Annotated in this window: 17 protein-coding genes and 1 pseudogene; 9 read left to right on the forward strand and 9 right to left on the reverse strand. The window is 66.8% G+C overall.

Annotation, left to right across the window (positions count from 1 at the left end):
• Positions 1 to 58: 58 nt before the first annotated feature.
• The 3 genes from AC1DKD_RS32565 to AC1DKD_RS32575 form a co-directional block, all read right to left on the reverse strand.
• On the reverse strand, positions 59 to 1741 hold the full coding sequence (locus tag AC1DKD_RS32565) for a class I adenylate-forming enzyme family protein (RefSeq protein WP_441636711.1): 1683 nt from the start codon (positions 1739 to 1741) through the stop codon (positions 59 to 61).
• A 117-nt stretch (positions 1742 to 1858) separates the two neighbouring features.
• Entirely contained in the window at positions 1859 to 2821 is a 963-nt protein-coding gene (locus AC1DKD_RS32570; RefSeq protein WP_477144176.1) for a cyclase family protein, read from the reverse strand.
• Between the two features lie 198 nt (positions 2822 to 3019).
• Complete coding sequence (locus AC1DKD_RS32575; protein ID WP_441636707.1) at positions 3020 to 3262, reverse strand: hypothetical protein; 243 nt, start codon at positions 3260 to 3262, stop codon at positions 3020 to 3022.
• A gap of 172 nt (positions 3263 to 3434) precedes the next feature.
• Here AC1DKD_RS32575 and AC1DKD_RS32580 point away from each other — a divergent pair, with 172 nt between their 5' ends.
• From AC1DKD_RS32580 to AC1DKD_RS32590, 3 genes are read left to right on the forward strand one after another with little or no spacing between them, the layout of a single operon-like run.
• Positions 3435 to 3830, forward strand: coding sequence for a PepSY domain-containing protein (locus AC1DKD_RS32580; protein ID WP_447430857.1), 396 nt, complete (start codon positions 3435 to 3437; stop codon positions 3828 to 3830).
• A gap of 5 nt (positions 3831 to 3835) precedes the next feature.
• The gene (locus AC1DKD_RS32585) at positions 3836 to 4501 is read left to right on the forward strand and encodes a response regulator transcription factor (protein WP_441637713.1); all 666 of its coding nucleotides are present in this window, start codon (positions 3836 to 3838) and stop codon (positions 4499 to 4501) included.
• A gap of 3 nt (positions 4502 to 4504) precedes the next feature.
• Positions 4505 to 5833, forward strand: a complete 1329-nt coding sequence (locus AC1DKD_RS32590; RefSeq protein ID WP_477111211.1) for a sensor histidine kinase — start codon at positions 4505 to 4507, stop codon at positions 5831 to 5833.
• A gap of 18 nt (positions 5834 to 5851) precedes the next feature.
• Here AC1DKD_RS32590 and AC1DKD_RS32595 read toward each other — a convergent pair whose 3' ends face one another.
• Positions 5852 to 6871, reverse strand: coding sequence for a DUF1338 domain-containing protein (locus AC1DKD_RS32595; RefSeq protein WP_441627729.1), 1020 nt, complete (start codon positions 6869 to 6871; stop codon positions 5852 to 5854).
• Positions 6872 to 7005: 134 nt separating this feature from the next.
• On the opposite strand from AC1DKD_RS32595, the gene AC1DKD_RS32600 reads away from it, so the two are divergent.
• Complete coding sequence (locus AC1DKD_RS32600) at positions 7006 to 7935, forward strand: LysR substrate-binding domain-containing protein (protein ID WP_441627731.1); 930 nt, start codon at positions 7006 to 7008, stop codon at positions 7933 to 7935.
• Here the strand turns inward: AC1DKD_RS32600 and AC1DKD_RS32605 are convergent.
• On the reverse strand, positions 7916 to 8413 hold the full coding sequence (locus AC1DKD_RS32605) for an Mpo1 family 2-hydroxy fatty acid dioxygenase (protein ID WP_441627733.1): 498 nt from the start codon (positions 8411 to 8413) through the stop codon (positions 7916 to 7918). The two genes, AC1DKD_RS32600 and AC1DKD_RS32605, sit on opposite strands and share 20 nt — an antisense overlap.
• 139 nt (positions 8414 to 8552) lie before the next feature.
• On the opposite strand from AC1DKD_RS32605, the gene AC1DKD_RS32610 reads away from it, so the two are divergent.
• Both AC1DKD_RS32610 and AC1DKD_RS32615 read left to right on the forward strand, forming a co-directional pair.
• Positions 8553 to 9263: a Crp/Fnr family transcriptional regulator gene (locus AC1DKD_RS32610; RefSeq protein WP_441627735.1), complete on the forward strand. Its 711-nt coding sequence runs from the start codon at positions 8553 to 8555 to the stop codon at positions 9261 to 9263.
• Between the two features lie 66 nt (positions 9264 to 9329).
• Positions 9330 to 10187 carry an arylamine N-acetyltransferase family protein gene (locus tag AC1DKD_RS32615; RefSeq protein WP_477102082.1) on the forward strand — a complete coding sequence of 286 codons (858 nt, stop codon included), beginning with the start codon at positions 9330 to 9332 and terminating at the stop codon, positions 10185 to 10187.
• A gap of 17 nt (positions 10188 to 10204) precedes the next feature.
• On the opposite strand, the gene AC1DKD_RS32620 is transcribed toward AC1DKD_RS32615, so the two are convergent.
• Positions 10205 to 10978 carry a TraB/GumN family protein gene (locus AC1DKD_RS32620; RefSeq protein WP_441627739.1) on the reverse strand — a complete coding sequence of 258 codons (774 nt, stop codon included), beginning with the start codon at positions 10976 to 10978 and terminating at the stop codon, positions 10205 to 10207.
• A gap of 368 nt (positions 10979 to 11346) precedes the next feature.
• On the opposite strand from AC1DKD_RS32620, the pseudogene AC1DKD_RS32625 reads away from it, so the two are divergent.
• The 3 genes and pseudogenes from AC1DKD_RS32625 to AC1DKD_RS32635 all read left to right on the forward strand — a co-directional run bounded on the left by AC1DKD_RS32625 (position 11347) and on the right by AC1DKD_RS32635 (position 14931).
• Positions 11347 to 12016 (forward strand): annotated as a pseudogene (locus AC1DKD_RS32625) (SDR family oxidoreductase).
• Between the two features lie 187 nt (positions 12017 to 12203).
• Positions 12204 to 13952, forward strand: a complete 1749-nt coding sequence (locus tag AC1DKD_RS32630; RefSeq protein WP_441627741.1) for a class I adenylate-forming enzyme family protein — start codon at positions 12204 to 12206, stop codon at positions 13950 to 13952.
• 172 nt (positions 13953 to 14124) lie between these two features.
• Positions 14125 to 14931, forward strand: a complete 807-nt coding sequence (locus AC1DKD_RS32635; RefSeq protein ID WP_441627743.1) for an acid phosphatase — start codon at positions 14125 to 14127, stop codon at positions 14929 to 14931.
• Between the two features lie 47 nt (positions 14932 to 14978).
• On the opposite strand, the gene AC1DKD_RS32640 is transcribed toward AC1DKD_RS32635, so the two are convergent.
• From AC1DKD_RS32640 to AC1DKD_RS32650, 3 genes are all read right to left on the reverse strand, one after another.
• Entirely contained in the window at positions 14979 to 15737 is a 759-nt protein-coding gene (locus AC1DKD_RS32640) for an SDR family oxidoreductase (protein WP_477144177.1), read from the reverse strand.
• 34 nt (positions 15738 to 15771) lie between these two features.
• On the reverse strand, positions 15772 to 16242 hold the full coding sequence (locus tag AC1DKD_RS32645) for a CreA family protein (protein WP_156177204.1): 471 nt from the start codon (positions 16240 to 16242) through the stop codon (positions 15772 to 15774).
• A gap of 16 nt (positions 16243 to 16258) precedes the next feature.
• A partial coding sequence (locus tag AC1DKD_RS32650) for an acyl-CoA thioesterase (protein WP_477144178.1) occupies positions 16259 to 16538 on the reverse strand: 280 nt, incomplete at its 5' end.

Consider the following 16538-nt stretch of genomic DNA (forward strand, 5'->3'; position numbering starts at 1 on the left):
CCCTATATACAAGGGCTAAACGCGTGTTTTTATCTTTTTTGCCACGCGCGCTCCGGCCTCAACCGCGCAGCTCGCGCCGCAGGATCTTGCCGGTCACCATCTTCGGCAACTCGTCGATGATTTCCACCACGCGCGGGTATTTATAGGCCGCCATGCGCTCCTTGCACCAGGCCTGCAGTGCTTCCGGCGTGACGCTCGCCTGCGGCTTGAGGCTGACGACGGCCTTCACCGTCTCGCCGCGATAGGCGTCTGGCATGCCCACCACGGCCGCCTCGCGCACCGCGGGATGGGTGTACAGAACATCCTCCACCTCGCGCGGCCAGACCTTGTAGCCGCCGGCAACGATCATGTCCTTCTTGCGGTCGACCAGGTAGAACCAGCCTTGCGCATCCATGAAACCGACGTCGCCAGTGTGAAAATAGCCGCCGGCCATGGCCTTGGCCGTCTCTTCCGGCTTGTTCCAGTACCCCGGCACGATCATCGGCCCGCGCGAGATGATCTCGCCGACTTCGCCCACGGGTACCGGTTCGCCCGCGTCGTCGCCGATAAAGGAATCGACGTTGAAGGCGGGCAAGCCGATCGCCAGCGTGCCGGACGCGGGGTCCACCGGTGCCTCCCGGCCCAGCGGCACCACATGGGTGGGCGAATTGGTCTCGGTCAGGCCGTAGCCGTTGTGGATATAGTGCCCAAACTTGCCGCGGAACTGCGCCACCACGCTCGGTGGGATCGGTGCGCCGCCCGAATAGATCTTGTCCAGCGTGGCGAAATGCGCGCGGGTGGCATCGGGATGGTTCATCAGCGCGATGAACACCGTGATCGAGCCGATCGTGAACGCCACCCGCCGGTCGCGGATGGCTTCCAGAATCACGCCCGGCTCGAAGCGGCAGGCCAGCACCAGCGGCGCGGCGCAGATGAAAGCCGCGGCGATGTGGCCCACCAGGCCGGTGATATGAAAGAGCGGCGCCACGCCCAGGATCGGACCGCCTTCGCGCAAGCCGATCCAGTCGCGGTACACCTGCGCATTGAAAGCGACATTGCCGTGCGTGTTCATCGCGCCCTTGGGCACCCCGGTGGTGCCGGATGTGTACACCAGCATCGCGATATCGCTGGCCGCCGGCGTGAGCGGCGCCGGACGCTGGCCGTGATGCGTCTGCACCAGCGCCAGCATGTCGGGCACGCCTTCGGCGGGCTGGCGCCTGGATGCGGCAAACAGGCGGGAATCGTTGCGCGTCTGGAAATCGAGTTCGGAGGTGGTGATCACCGCCGGCAGCGCAAGGGGCATGCCGGCATCGGCCTGGCCGCCGCGCTCCGCTTCGAACAGGCCCTTGACCACGTCCGCGTAGAGGGATTCGTGGCAAATCAGTACTTTGGCGCCGGAGTCCGCCAGCACCAAACGCAGTTCACGCGCGCGGTTCATGGGGTTGACCGGCACCGCGATGGCGCCGAGTTTCCACGCGGCGACCAGGCCGATAACGAACTGCGGTACGTTCTGCAAGTACAGCGCGATACGCTCGCCACGCGTGCAGCCGCGCGATGACAGCGCTACTGCCAGCGCGTCGGAAAGCGAATCGAGCTCGCCATAAGTGAGCGTGGCATCGAAATAGTGAATCGCCGGGCTTGCCGGCGCGCGGCTTGCGGCAGCCCGGAAAATGGTCAGCGCATCGGTAAATTGCGGGGTAATGATGTGCGGCTGGCCGGCGTTGTAGCTGGAAAGCCAGGGCTTTTCTTCATAGGGCGTCATGAGGCACCTCGATATGCGCGGCGGGTAGTGTCAGGATAGCGCTTGGCCGGAACGGAACTGACGGCCGCCCGGCGTGGGATGCCCGTTGGGCACCGCCGCCTGGCAGGCCGCCGGGCCTTACTTGATCACCACCGGGTTGACCGGTGCGCCGCTCCCGTTTACGACCTTGAGCGGTGCAGCCGTATAGAGGAAGGCCCACTGCTTGTCTTCGGCGCAATCCGTCGCCAGCGGATCGAGCTGGGCGATCTCGGTCAGCGTGACGCCCAGGTTGCGCATCAGGGCGTTGTGCAGCGGCAGGGTCACGCCCGATACCGGGTCCACGGTTACCTCGTTGGCGATGGTGTCCGTGACGAGGTTGGGGATTTCCATGCGATGGAACCACTCGACCAGCTCCGGGCTATAGGTCAGGCCCGGCTCGACGAAATTGCGGTAGAACTCGGCCTGGTCGCGCTTGTAGAAAGAGCCGATCCAGCCGGTGCGGATCACCAGGATGTCGCGCTTCTCGATGCGCGCGCCCTGCATTTCGGCGGCGGCCAGCAGGTCGTGGTGGGTGAAGGTTTCGCCAGGGTCGAGCACATCCTTGCCGCGATGCCGCGCCATGTCGATCAGCACGCCCCGCCCTACCACGCCACGCYCCGCGATCGGCAGGACGCTGGCCTTGTCCAGCCCGCCGATGGTGGACCTGGCATCGTAGCCGCTCCACAGCTGGTCGCCGTACCAGACATGGCCCAGGGCATCGTACTGGGTCGAGCCCTGCAGGTACATGATCATCATGTCGTCAGCGTACTCGCCTTCGCCCGGAAACTTCGGACCTTTGCCGCAAAGGTAATGGCCCTTGTCCATCACGTTCAGGCGGCGCGCCTGCGAGCGCCCCGGCCAGACGGGGTCGCCGGCGGGATTGCCCATCTGGATCTGCAGGGTGAAGGTCTTGCCGGAGCGCACGGAGGCCACGCCGCGCAACACCTCCGCCTGGGTGAGATAGTTCAGCGAACCGACCTCGTCGTCCGGGCCCCATTTGCCCCAGTTTTTCGGCGCATCGCGCAACAGCTCGGCAACCAGCGGGACGTTCTTTGATTCCATGCCATGTCTCCTTGGTGGATTGACCCTGTGGAATCGCACTTCGCGGTCATGCCCGGCGTGCATGGTCCATCATGCTCGGAGCCAATAAATGCGAACGGTCGTGCGTTTTTATTGTGGGTCGAGTGTAGGACCAGGGAACGAACGTTGTCCATACATGGAAAACCCGCCGGAAATCCAGGGAATCCCAAGGGTGCGCGCTCAGTCGTCCAGCCCGAAAGCCAGCAGTGGTCCGAGCACCAGCGCGCCAAGCACGATCATCGACAGGCCGCTGTCCATGTGCTTCCATTCGTGCAGCACAGCCCGGGCATCGGCCTGCGCCCAGAACAGCGCGACAACGCCCGCGAGGACGACCAGCACGGCCGCGGCCAGCGCGAGACCATCGCGCGTGGCGCGGTGGTCGATGCCGGAAGGACTATCATTGGGGATGCGGACGCTTTGCATGGCCTGACTCCTGTTTAGCGGTGAGCGTGACGATGAACGGCGTCCATTGTGGTAACCCCAGCCTGAACCGAGGCTGAGCACGCCGTTCAGCTTCCGTTCAGGCAGGCCCCGGCACACTGCTCCGATCGACCAAGGCTTGCCCGCTCCCGTATTGCCCCGCTTCCTTACACCATTGCTTCCATTCCGCGGCGCGCGTCCTGCGCGCACTGCCTCCTCGCCCACCTGGCCGCCGCGCGCGGCGCGTGCGCTGCTGCCGCTGGCGGCGGCCCTGGCTTTGCTGCTGGCGGCCGCGCCGCCAGCCCATGCCGACAAGGATGCCGACCGCGCCCGGGCGGCCGTGCAGTCCGGCGAAATCCTGCCGCTCACGCGCATCCTGGAAGCGGTATCGGCCCAATACGCGGGCGATGTGATCGGCGTCAAGCTCGACCGCGACGACGGCGTCTGGCAATACGAGGTCAAGCTGCTGCTGCCGGGCGGCTCGGTGGCCAAGCTGGAATACGACGCCAAGACCGCCACGCTGCTCAAGGCCAAGGGACACGGCCTTGAGCAGGCCCGCAAGAAATCCTGATCCCCATGCGCATCCTCCTGGTAGAAGACGAACCCACGCTGGCCGCGCAGATCCATGCGAGCCTGGTCGACGCGGGCTACGCGGTCGATACGGCGGCCGACGGCATCGATGGCTGGCACCTGGGCGCCGAAGAGCCCTACGATGCCGTGGTGCTCGATCTTGGCCTGCCCAGCCTTGACGGGCTATCCGTGTTGCGCCGCTGGCGCGCGGCGCAGGTGAACCTGCCGGTGCTGATCCTGACCGCGCGCGATAGCTGGACCGACAAGGTGGAAGGCATCGATGCCGGGGCCGACGACTATCTCGCCAAGCCCTTCCGCATGGAAGAGTTGCTGGCGCGCATCCGCGCCCTGATCCGGCGCGCCCACGGCATGGCCGCGCCCGAACTCGCCTGCGGACCGGTGCGCCTGAACGCACGCACGGGCGTGGTGACGGTCGATGGCGCCGCCGTGGTGCTGACCGCGCATGAGTTCAAGGTGCTCGATTACCTGATGCACCACCCGGGCGCGATCATCAGCAAAGCGGTGCTGACCGAGCACATCTACGCGCAGGATTTCGATCGCGACAGCAATACGATCGAAGTGTTCGTCGGCCGGCTGCGGCGCAAGCTCGGCGTCGACGTGATCGAGACGGTGCGCGGCCAGGGTTACCGGCTGCGCCCGCCCACCGCCTGATCCATGCGCCACTCCTTAGCCATCCGGCTGCTCGCGGTCGCGGCTATCTGGCTGGCCGCCGCGCTTGGCGGCACCGGCTGGCTGCTCTCCACGCTGTTCGCGCGCCATGTCAACGAGACCTATGTGCGCCAGCTCGACAACCAGCTCACCAGCCTGGCCGCCGCGCTCGACTGGAGTCCCGACGGCAAGCTCGCGCTGACGCGCGCGCCGGCCGATCCGCGCTACGAACTGCCCTATTCCGGCGCCTACTGGCAGGCGCAGGCAAAGGGTGCCACGTTGCGCTCGCGCTCGCTCTGGGATGCCGAGATGCCTGCCACGGTGGGCAACCAGGTGGCGGGCAGTCACGCGGAAATCCGGCCCGGGCCCAACGGGCAATCGTTGCTGGTGGTATCGCGCCCGATCGTGCTGGCGTCGGCGGACACGCCGGTGACGCTCTCGGTCGCACTGGACCGCACCGAGCTGCGCGCCGCGCGCCAGGCCTTCAACCGGTTGCTGGGCTGGTCGCTGACGGCGCTCGGCGCCGGACTGCTGCTGGCGGTGGCGGCCCAGGTGAAATTCGGCCTGGCGCCGCTGGCGCGGTTGCGCAGGGCGCTGGCCGCGCTACAGGCACGCCGCGAGACCCGGCTAGGGGGGACGTGGCCGACCGAAGTGGTGCCGCTGGTCAATGAAATCAATACCTTGCTGGCGCGCAACGCCGATGCGCTGGAGCGCTCCAGGCGCCAGGCCGCCGATCTCGCCCATGCGGTCAAGACACCGCTTGCCATCCTTGCCAACGAAGCCGGGCGGTTGCCCGGCGAGGCGGCCCGCGCCGCCGCCGCGCAGGTCGAAGCGATGCGCCGGCAGGTGGATCGCCACCTGGCGCGCGCACGCGCGGCCGGTGCGGCCGGTGCTCGCGGTGCCCGTATCGAGGCCGGTCCGGCGGCGGCCGAGCTGGCGCGCGCGCTTACGCGCCTGCACAGCGGGCGCGAGATCGTCATCGAAGTGGAAGGCAGCGGGCACTTTGCCGGCGACCGCCAGGACCTGATCGAGATCCTCGGCAACCTGCTCGACAATGCCTGCCAGTGGGCCCGCTCGCGCGTTCGCGTCAGGCTCGCGGAGCAGGCAGGCATGCTCGAAATCGTGGTGGAAGACGATGGTCCGGGCATGCCGCCCGAAGCGCGCGAACTGGCTACGGCCCGCTTCGGGCGCCTGGATGAGTCCGCTGCCGGCAGCGGACTGGGGCTGGCCATCGTCAGCGAGATGGCAGCCCTTTACGAGGGAGGACTGGCGCTAGGCGGCAGCGACCTGGGCGGGCTGCTGGCCCGCCTGCGGCTGCCGGCGGGCCAGGCATGACAGGCCCGCCCTTGCCTGTCAGCAGGCAGCCGTCATCTTGAAGATGCCTTGGGCATTGCCGGCATCGAAGGACAGGTCCAGCGTGCCGCCCGCGGCTTCCGAGGCGGGCACGAAATCGCGCGTGATGAACTCATAGAACGAGCCCGGCACGGTGCGCTTTACCACGGTGCCGTCGGCACCGACAAACCGGCGCTCCACCGGGTCCGCCTTGAACGCCGTCTGCAAGACCCGCCCGGAGCGCGACACTTCCACCGTATCCTTGATCGGACGACCCAGGCCGCGTTGCGCGTCGGCCACGGCGCGCACGTCCGCCACGCGGTCGGTGGCATGGTTGAACGCATTGCCCTCGGTGGAAATCCAGGCCATCTCGGCCGATTCCTTCAGCAGCAATTCATAGTCGGCCAGCGCCGGCTCGGCATGATGACGGTCGAAGCAGGCGGCCAGCTTGGGCACCAGCCGAGCCGCGTCGGCCATCGGCAGGCTGGCATCGCGCTCCAGCACGGCCAGCTGCGCCACGGCATCGTCATCGAGGGGGTCGGCGGACGCCGACACCACGCGCGATACCGCGGCCTGGAATGCCGCGCTGAAACGCTCGGGGTGCAGTTCGCTCAGGAAGTACTGCGCGATGTCGTCCGGCAGGTCGGCATGCGCGTAGGAGCGGCCCGTCATGCCGATGCGATCGAGCGGATAGGTGCCGTTGAGGCGGTAGCCCAGCGGTGCGAGGATGCGGGTGAAGGCGATCTCGCCCGCAGGCAGGTCGCCGCATTCCCACTTGACCGTGCGCAGCGCGCCGTGGTCGAACACTACCTGGCCGCCCGCCTCGATGACGTCGCGCGTATAGGCCATGCCCGTCGGCACGCGTTCGAGGATGCCAGCGAACAGCACCATATTGAGCGCCTGCGCTACTTCGGCACGGCTGGCTTGTTGGCTGCTGGAAGACAGCAGTTGCGGCGAAACATTCATCAATTGCAGCAACTGTGCTGCTTGTGTCTCGCCACAAACGGTCTCGAGGAGGCGTTGCAGATTCGGCTTCGTCATGGTCAATGCGCTGGAATTCGTTTGTTTTCAGGGGATAGCGGGAGCCGACGGCCCCCGGGCGGGTCTTATTGTGCGACCGCGGCAGACTTCGTACAATTGATAACTTCGCACCAACTTCCTTCCAAAAACGCATTATGCGCAAAGGCATTCCCAGTCTCACGGCGCTGCAGATGTTCGAGGCCGCGGCACGGCTTGGCAGTTTTACCCGCGCCGCGGACGAACTGGCGGTAACGGAAAGCGCGGTATGCCGTCAGATCGCCGGCCTGGAAGCGCGGCTGGGCGTGCCGCTTTTCCACCGCATCCGCAAGCGCATCGTGCTGACGCCAGCGGGCGGGACCTATGCCGAGGAAGTGCGGGAGCGGCTCGACCAGATCGAGCAGGTCACGCTGGATGTGATGGCCCAGCGTCCGCGCGGGCGCGCCATCGAGCTGGCGATCGGGCCCACCTTTGCCAGCCAGTGGCTGATCCCGCGCCTGCCGCTGCTCGCCCGCGCCCTGCCTGACCTGACGCTGCACCTGTCGGCGCGCACCGAGGCATTCGAGCTTAGCGATACCGCTTTCGACGCGGCGATCTATTACGGCGAGGGATTGTGGCCGGGGACCGAAGGCGAGCGCATCCTGGAAGAAGGCCCTTCGGTCCCGGTGTGCAGTCCGTCCCTGCTGGGACGCCGCAAGCAACTGGGCCTGGATCAACTGCTTGACCTTCCGCTGCTCCACCTGAACACGCGCTTGCGCGCCTGGAGCGACTGGCTTGCCGCCGCGGGCGCGGCGCAGCCGGCGCAAGCCTTGCGCGGCCCGCGCTACGACCTCTACACCATGCTGGCGCAGGCGGCGGCGGCCGGCGTCGGCGTAGCCCTGATCCCACGCATCCTGATCACCGAGGAACTGGCGCAGGGCCGGCTGGTGGTGCCATTCACCGCGCTGCCGGCCGGCATCGACAATCGCAAGGCCTATTACTTCGCTCACCGGCGCGGCCTGGCACCCGACGACAAGGTCCTGCAGCTACGCGGCTGGTTGCTGGAGTGCGGCGCGCAGGGGGATCCTGTCATTGCGCGTGGGCGATGACGGCCTCGCGTGTCTCCCGCGCCAGGCCTGCGGCAAAGGCGGCTTCCGCCACCAGGAACAGCGGCCCGATCAGCAGTCCGGCCAGATCGTCCACAAACGCCGGCTTGCGGCCTTCGTAATAGTGGCCGACAAACTGGATCAGCCAGCCCGCCACGAACAGGCCGACGCCCCAGGCCAGCCACACGCCGGTGGATAGCGCCGCGATCGCGTCGCCGAGGTACACGAAACCGGCCAGGATCAGTGTCATCGCCAGCCCGAAACCCGCCGACAGGCGCAGGTAGAACAGGCAGGACAACCCGTACACCACCATGGCCGGGGTCAGGTACGCCGGGCCTTCGCCGAGCGTCATGGCCGGGCGGGCCAGCAGCGTGGTCACGGCCAGCACAATCATGGGAATGCCGATGAAATGGGTGAACACGTTGCGCGCGTTGCGGTGATAGGCTGCGTAGTTGGCCAAGTGGTCGATCAGGGTCTTCACGGGGCTCCTCCTGCCAGGGCATCGTTATCGCGGCTGCTTTATGGTGGCCGCCTGTTGTGGCCGTATAGTAATAGGCAGGGAAAAGCCCGTCTGTCCGGTTTCTGACAATCCGGCATGGCGCCGATAAAAGGAGATCATCATGCGCTTGGCGCCCCGCGAACGGCAGGAGCCGTCCCCGGATCCGCTGCGCGTCCTGCGTGGCGGCAGCTGGTTCGGCACCTTGCCGGCGGCTCTGCAGGACACCCTGCTGCGGGACGCCGTCAGCCGCAAGCTCGCGGCCGGCCAGTTGCTGTTTGCCCGTGGCGACGCCTTTGATGGCATCTACGCCGTGGTGGCCGGCACGGTGCAGATCGACACCCACAGCGAGTCGGGCAAGGCGGCCCTGCTCGGCCTGCTGGAACCGGGCAACTGGTTTGGCGAGATCTGCCTGTTCGACGGACTGGCCCGCACGCACGATGCCCACGCCACCAGCGCGGCCACCGTGCTGCACCTGCAGCGCGACAGGCTCTATGCGATGCTGTCCGCGCATCCCGAATGGTGGCGCGAATTTGGCAAGCTGCTCGCAGCCAAGACCCGGGAGGCGTTCCATTACGTGGAAGAAACGCAATTGCTGCCCCCGCTCGCGCGCACCGCGCGCCGGCTGGTGGCCATGGCGCAGGCTTACGGCAACCAGCCCGGACTGGAGCGCCGCTCCGTACACATCCCGCAGGAACAGCTTGGCCAGATGCTCGGGTTGTCTCGCCAGACGGTCAACCAGGCTCTGCGCGAGCTCGAAACGCGAGGGCTCCTGCGCCTGCATTACGCGGACATCGAGCTGCTCGACCTGCCGGCGCTGCTGGCGCTGGAATGAGCCCGCCATGACTTCCCGACACTTCAGCCTGCGCGGCTAGCGCAAGGCAAACATCGACATGACCACATGACTACGCTAGACGACATCCGCCTGCACGCTTATCTCGAGCGCATCGGCCATCCGCAGCCCGGCCAGCCGGACCTTGCGGCGCTCGACAGCCTGATTGCCGCGCACCTGGAGCATATTCCGTTTGAAAATGTCGACGTGCTGCTCGGGCGCCCGATCCGCATTGGCCTGGACGCAGTCTTCGACAAGCTGGTCACGCAGGCGCGCGGCGGCTACTGTTTCGAGCAGAACACCTTGCTTGCCGCCGTGCTGCGAACGCTTGGCTATGGCGTTACAGCGCTCGCCGCGCGGGTGCGGTGGAATGTCCCTGACGATGTGCCCACCATGCAATCGCATATGCTGCTGCGCGTGGAAGCGGCACATCACAGCTATATCGTGGACGTGGGCTTCGGCGGCCCCAACCCGTATCGCGCGATGCCGCTGCCGCAGACGGAGCGAGCCGATGCAGCATTCCCTTACCGCCTGGCAGCGGTGGATACGCCAGGCGCCGCGTTTCATCTCTACGACCTGGAAGTCGGCGGCGCAAATGGCTGGCTCAAGCTCTACCGATTCGATCTTTCGCCGCAGCAGGCGATCGATTTCGAACCGCGCAACTGGTACACCTCAACCCATCCCGACAGCCTGTTCCGCAACGCACTGACCATGGCGCGCTCGCAGGGCGGCAGCCGGCTGACGCTGGTCAACGACGACCTTACCGTACGCGCTGGCGATGGCAGCGCGCAACGCCAGCGCCTGGAAACCCCGGCGGCAATCATCGAAGCGCTGGCGGACAGCTTCGGCCTCGCGCTGGATCCTGCCGACCGGGATCAACTAACGCGGATGCTGCCCGCGTTGATCGCAGCGCGGCGATCAAGCTAGGCGCGCTTCAGCCGGCTTCAGCCAGATTCAGAGCGTACCTCGAAGCCTGCCGCCTCAAGCAGCGCCGGCAGGCCCGCGTCCCCGACCATATGCAGCGCGCCCGCCACGATCAGGGTCGGCACGCGGTCCGCGATCAGCGACCGGATCTTCGGCATCCATTGCCGGTTGCGCGCGTCGACCAGGACCGCCAGCGAGCACGGCCACTGTGCCCGGCGCTGCGCAAGCAGCCTGGCGAACGGTTCGGCTTGCCCCTGCCGCCACCATCGCACCATGTCGGCCGGCTCCGCGGCGGCGAGTTCGGGTTGCTCGGCGAAGAAGGCCAGCATCGACATCTGCTCATCAAGCGGCACGCCCTGCAGCATGCGCAGCGCTTCGGTACCGTCTTCCAGCGCATCCGTCGCCCGTCCTTCCGCCGTGGCGCGCGTCCACAGGAAACGATCGACGCCATGCTGCGCCAGGATGCCGTGCCGCGCGGCCAGCGCGAACTGCAGGTGCATTGCAGCAAACACGGGACGCAGGTGTTCCAGTTCCGCACCGGGCAGCCCGAAGTCCAGCCATAGCGCCCGCACCTGTTCGAACGTGGCAGGCGGCAGATGCTGGCTGAGTCCATCGCCGTCCGGGAAATACGCCGCGCCGAAATCCGGTTGCCGGTCCAGCGCTACCTCGAAGACGATGCGGGCCGACGCGTGCCAGGCTTGCTCAGCGGCTCGCTCCAGGGCCGATAACGGCGCATCCAGCACGTGGATCGCCCCGAGCAGGTAGACCTCGGTATTCCTGATTTGCCAGAGCATGTGGCGCTTGCCTTGTCCTGAATGATTGGTATGGCCGGGCGACGCGTTGCACGCCGGGCACGCTGCAAGCATACCCTTGCGCGCGCATCGCACGCACGTTATGCACCGCGCTCATTGCCAAAAGAAAAAACGCTGATAAGCCGGGCCAGGCGCGGATTTGTGTGTGGACTGCGCGATAGCGCCCAACCATAATGTACCGGGCGGTAGGATTGCCGGACGCGCGATCAGCGGCCTGGCCGCACGGCACCGCCGCATGATCCGCTGTGCAGAACACGCATCCGGCGATGCTGCCAATAGGAAGTTTCGATAGCGCCCTTTACAGAACATCTGGTCCCGCCCCGCGAGGACCAGGACACCAGGAGACACGCATGTCATTGTTCGACCTGACCGGCAAGGTTGCCGTCGTCACCGGCTCTTCACGCGGCATTGGCCGTGCCATCGCGGAGCAGATGGCGGTACAAGGGGCCAAAGTGGTGATTTCCTCGCGCAAGGCCGAGGCCTGCCAGGAAGTCGTCGATGCCATCAATGCCAGGCATGGTGCCGGCACCGCCATCGCCGTACCGGCCAATATCTCCTCCAAGGAAGATCTCCAGCACCTGGTCGACACAACCAACAGCACGTTCGGCAAGATCGACGTGCTGGTCTGCAACGCCGCCTCCAATCCCTACTACGGCCCGATGAGCGGGGTCACCGACGAACAGTTCCGCAAGGTGCTGGACAACAACGTCATCTCCAACCACTGGCTGATTCAGATGGTCGCGCCGCAGATGATCGAGCGCAAGGACGGCTCGATCATCATCGTGTCGTCCATCGGCGGCCTGCGCGGCTCGCCCACCATCGGCGTGTACAACGTTTCGAAGGCGGCCGACTTCCAGCTGGCGCGCAACCTCGCGGTGGAGTTCGGTCCGCACAACGTGCGCGTGAACTGCATCGCACCGGGCCTGATCAATTGCCGGCGCCGCGGTGTTCCTGGCCTCGGCTGCCAGCACCTTCATGACCGGCCAGGCCATGGTGGTGGACGGCGGCGTCACGATCTGAGCCACGCCGCACCCGTTGTTCCCTTTACGGGCTCGCTCCAAGCCTGAAGCTTGAGGCCTGAGCCGGGGCGCACCGTGCCCGCACCCATTGCCGCCCGGCTCTCCGGGTGGGCGATGCGCGCGGGCACGCGTGCCTCGCCGGCACGCCAGAGCGCTGCCCATCCTGCCATGCAGTCAGGGAGGCATCGATGTCGAACAACCCGCAAACCGCTAAGTCCTGGCCGGCCATCAGCCTGGCCGAAGCGCACGCCCGCCTTACCGCTCCCGGCGCCCCTTTCGAAACCGAAACGCGCGTGATCCGGGGCATCTCCACCACCGTCTGGAAAAACGCGCCGGCCACGCTGCGCGACCTTTTCCTGCAAGCCCGCGCGCTGGGTGACAAGACCTTCGTCGTCTATGAAGACGAACGCGTGTCCTATGACGCGTTCGGCCGTGCCGCGCTGACCATCGCGCATGCGCTGATCCGCGACGGCGTGCGCAAGGGCGATCGCGTTGCGCTGGCCATGCGCAACCTGCCGGAATGGCCGGCGGTCTTCTACGGCGCCTTGCTGGCCGGCGCCATCGTCACGCCGCTCAATGCCTGGTGGACCGGCGCCGAACTGGAATACGGCCTGGCCGACTCCGGCAGCAAGATCGCCATCGTGGATGACGAGCGCCTGGGCCGCATCCTGGAGCATCTGCCGGGCTGCCCCGCGCTGCAAAAGATCTACGTCAGCCGCGCCACCGCGCCACAGGCCGACGCGCGCATCGCGGCGCTGGAAGGCCTGATCGGCACGCCCGCGCAATGGGCCGCGCTGCCCGGGTTGCCTGTGCCGGACATCCCGCTCCACGCCGACGACGACGCCACCATCTTCTACACCTCGGGCACCACCGGCAAGCCCAAGGGCGCGCTTGGCACCCACCGCAATGCCACAAACGTGGCGGTGGCCGCCGCGTTCAGCCCGATGCGCAATTGCCTGCGCCGCGGCGAAGCCATCCCGGCCCCTGACCCTGCCGCACCGCAGAAAGGCATGCTGCTGTCGGTGCCCTTCTTCCACGTCACCGGCTGCATGGCGGTGCTAAACGGCGCGCTGGCCAGCGGCACCAAGATCGTACTGATGCGCCGCTGGGACGTGGTGCGCGCCATGGGACTGATCGAACGCGAGCGCTGCACGGCGGCTGGCGGTGTCCCCACCATCGCGTGGCAGATCATCGAGCATCCGGAGCGCGAGCGCTTCGACTTGTCCTCGCTGGAAAACGTCAATTACGGCGGCGCACCCGCGTCGGCCGAACTGGTGCGCCGCATCACCGAGGTGTTCCCGCACTCGGCGCCCGGCATCGGCTGGGGCATGACCGAGACCTCGGCCACCTTCACCAGCCACAGCGCCGAGGAATATGTAGCGCGCCCGGAAAGCGGCGGGCCGGCACTGCCCATCGGCGAGATGAAGGTGGTGGATGGACGCGGCCGCAGCTTGCCCACCGGCGAAACCGGCGAACTGATGGTGCGAGGCGCCAATGTGGTGCGCGGTTACTGGAACAAGCCGGAAGCCACCGCGCAGACGTTCATCGACGGCTGGCTCAAGACCGGCGACATTGCGCGGCTGGACGAGGAAGGGTTCGTCTATATCGTCGACCGCATGAAGGACATGCTGATCCGCGGCGGCGAGAACATCTATTGCATCGAGGTCGAGAGCGCGCTGTACGAYCACCCGGCGGTGATGGACGCGGCGCTGGTGGGCATCGCCCACCGCACGCTGGGCGAAGAACCGGCGGCGGTGGTCAGCCTCAAGCCGGGTGCGCAAGCGACGGAGGCCGAGCTGCAGGCGTTCGTGGGCGAGCGGCTGGCAGCCTTCAAGGTACCGGTGCGGATCGTCTTCTGCCCCGACATGCTGCCACGCAATGCCAATGGCAAGATCCTGAAATCGACTCTGCGCAAGATGTTCGACGCGGCGGCCTGAGGCCGGGCTTTAGCCAGGCACGCATAGCAACCCGGTCGCCGTGAAAGGGGGCACGTCGGCCAGGCTTGCCGGTGCCACGCCGGTCCGACGGGAATAACAGGGAAACACCTATCAGATGCAGACAAGCCATTCATCCAGGCATTTTTCGCCATTCATCAACCGGATCGCGACTTTGTCCGTCCTGTCCGGCGCGTTGATCGCAGCCGGATGCGCCAGCCAGGGGCAAGGTAGTGCCGCGGCCCCGGTGCCGGAGATCCGGCCCGGGATTCTTGCCGGCTACCTGCCGGCGCAGGCACGGCCCGACAGCCTGGCACTCGTACCGCCACCGCCCGCCCCCGGCTCAGCCGCCCAGGCGCTGGACGACGAGATCGCGCGTGCCAACCTGCCCCTGCGCGGTACGGCGCGCTGGCGGCTGGCGGTCCAGGACGCCAACCTGAAATTCCCGCAGGCCGCCGATGTCTTCTCCTGCGCCCTGGACGCACCGGTATCGCAGGAGCAGACGCCCAGGCTCTACCTGCTGCTGCGCCGGACCCTGGCCGATGCGGGACTATCCACCTACGGCGTAAAAGACAAATATGCGCGCGCCCGGCCCTTCAGGGTGAACCATCAGCCGACTTGCACGTCCGCCGAAGAGCCCATGCTTTCCAAGGACGGCTCCTACCCGTCGGGGCATAACGCCGTTGGCTGGGCATGGGCACTGATCCTGGCGGAAATCGCGCCCCAACAGTCGAATGCGATCCTGGCGCGCGGGCTGGCCTATGGGCAGAGCCGGCTGGTCTGCAATGTGCATTGGCAAAGCGATGCGATGCAGGGCCGCATCATGGGCGCAGCCACCGTGGCGCGGCTGCATGCCGACCCCGCTTTCCTTGCGGATCTGGCGGCTGCCAGGTCGGAGCTTGCCGACGTCCGCGCCAAGGGCCTGAAGCCCACCGGCGACTGCCGGGCCGAAAGCGAGGCGCTGGCGCCGCTTGCCAACTAGCAAGCCGCCTTGCCCGCGGCAGGCGGGCAAGGCGGCCGGGGCGATGTTCAGCCGCGGCCGACGAAGGGCATCTTGGTGGCCATCACAGTCATGAACTGCACATTCGCATCGAGCGGCAGGTTGGCCATATGGAGCACCGAACTCGCTACGTGCGCCACGTCCATCAGCGGCTCGGGCGCGATCTCGCCATTGGCCTGGGRCACGCCGCGCGCCATGCGCGAAGCCATGTCGGTGGCCGCGTTGCCGATGTCGATCTGCCCGCARGCGATATCGAAGGCGCGGCCATCCAGCGAGAGGCTCCTGGTCAGCCCGGTGATGGCGTGCTTGGTGGCCGTGTACGGGACCGTATTGGGGCGCGGCGCATGCGCCGAGATGGAGCCGTTGTTGATAATGCGGCCGCCGCGCGGGCTCTGCGACTTCATCAGCGCGAAGGCGGCGCGCGAGCACAGGAAGACGCCGGTCAGGTTGGTGTCCAGCACCGCCTTCCATTGCTCCACCGACAGTTCGTCGATCGAGACCGCCGGCGCATTGATGCCGGCATTGTTGAACAGCACGTCGAGCCGGCCGAACTGTTCGCGGACCTGCGCGAACAGTTGATCCACCGAAGCCGGATCGCTCACATCGCACCRCACCGCCAGCGCCGTATGGCCATCGGCCCGGGCTTGCGCGGCCAGCGCCTGGAGCGGTTCGGCGGTACGTCCGGCGAACACCACCCGGTAGCCCGCCACCAGCAGCGCCTGCGCCACCGCCTTGCCGATGCCGCGGGCGGCGCCCGTGACCAGCGCTACCTTGCCTTGCTGACTCATGCTGTGTTCTCCGGATGGGATTCTTGGTTGCCGACTATTTGACCGGAATCGGCGTTTCCGCCGCCACCGGCACCGCGGTCACGCTGTTCTGCGGGCTGCCGGAAACGATGCGGTCCGAGTAGGTCAGGTAGACCAGGGTATTGCGCTTGCGGTCGACCGTGCGCACCACGTGCAAGGTCTTGAACAGGATCGACATGCGTTCGGAAAATACGTTGTCCTGCTGGCGCAGCGGGCCCTTGAACGTGATCGGCCCGACCTGGCGGCAGGCGATCGAGCTTTCGGGCGGATCTTCGGCCATGCCCAGCGATCCCTTGATGCCGCCGGTGCGGGCACGCGAGACATAGCACGTCACGCCCTGCACCATCGGATCGTCATAAGCCTCGATCACCACCTTGTCGGAGCCGGTCATGCGGAAATTGGTGCTCACGCTGCCGATCTCCTCGGCATGCGCGGCCGGCGCCAGCAGCGCCAGCGCCGCTAGCAGGCGCATCAGGCTGGTATGCATGCGTGCCCCTTCCACCTCAGGACACCTTGCCCGTGATTTCGTCGTGCCGTTTTTCCATTTCCTGGCGAAGCTGGCGGCGCAGCTGGGCCGCGGCAAAGCGCTGGCGCTCGACTTCGTCACGCGGCACCAGCGCCGGCACCTCGGCCGGGGCGCCATTATCGTCCACCGCCACCATGGTGAAATAGCAGCTATTGGTATGGCGCACCAGCTTGCTGCGAATGTTCTCGGTGATGACCTTGATGCCGATCTCCATGGAGCTGCGCCCGGTGAAATTGACTGCTGCCAGGAAGGTCACC

The sequence above is a fragment of the Cupriavidus sp. 05T313 genome (assembly GCF_056396665.1).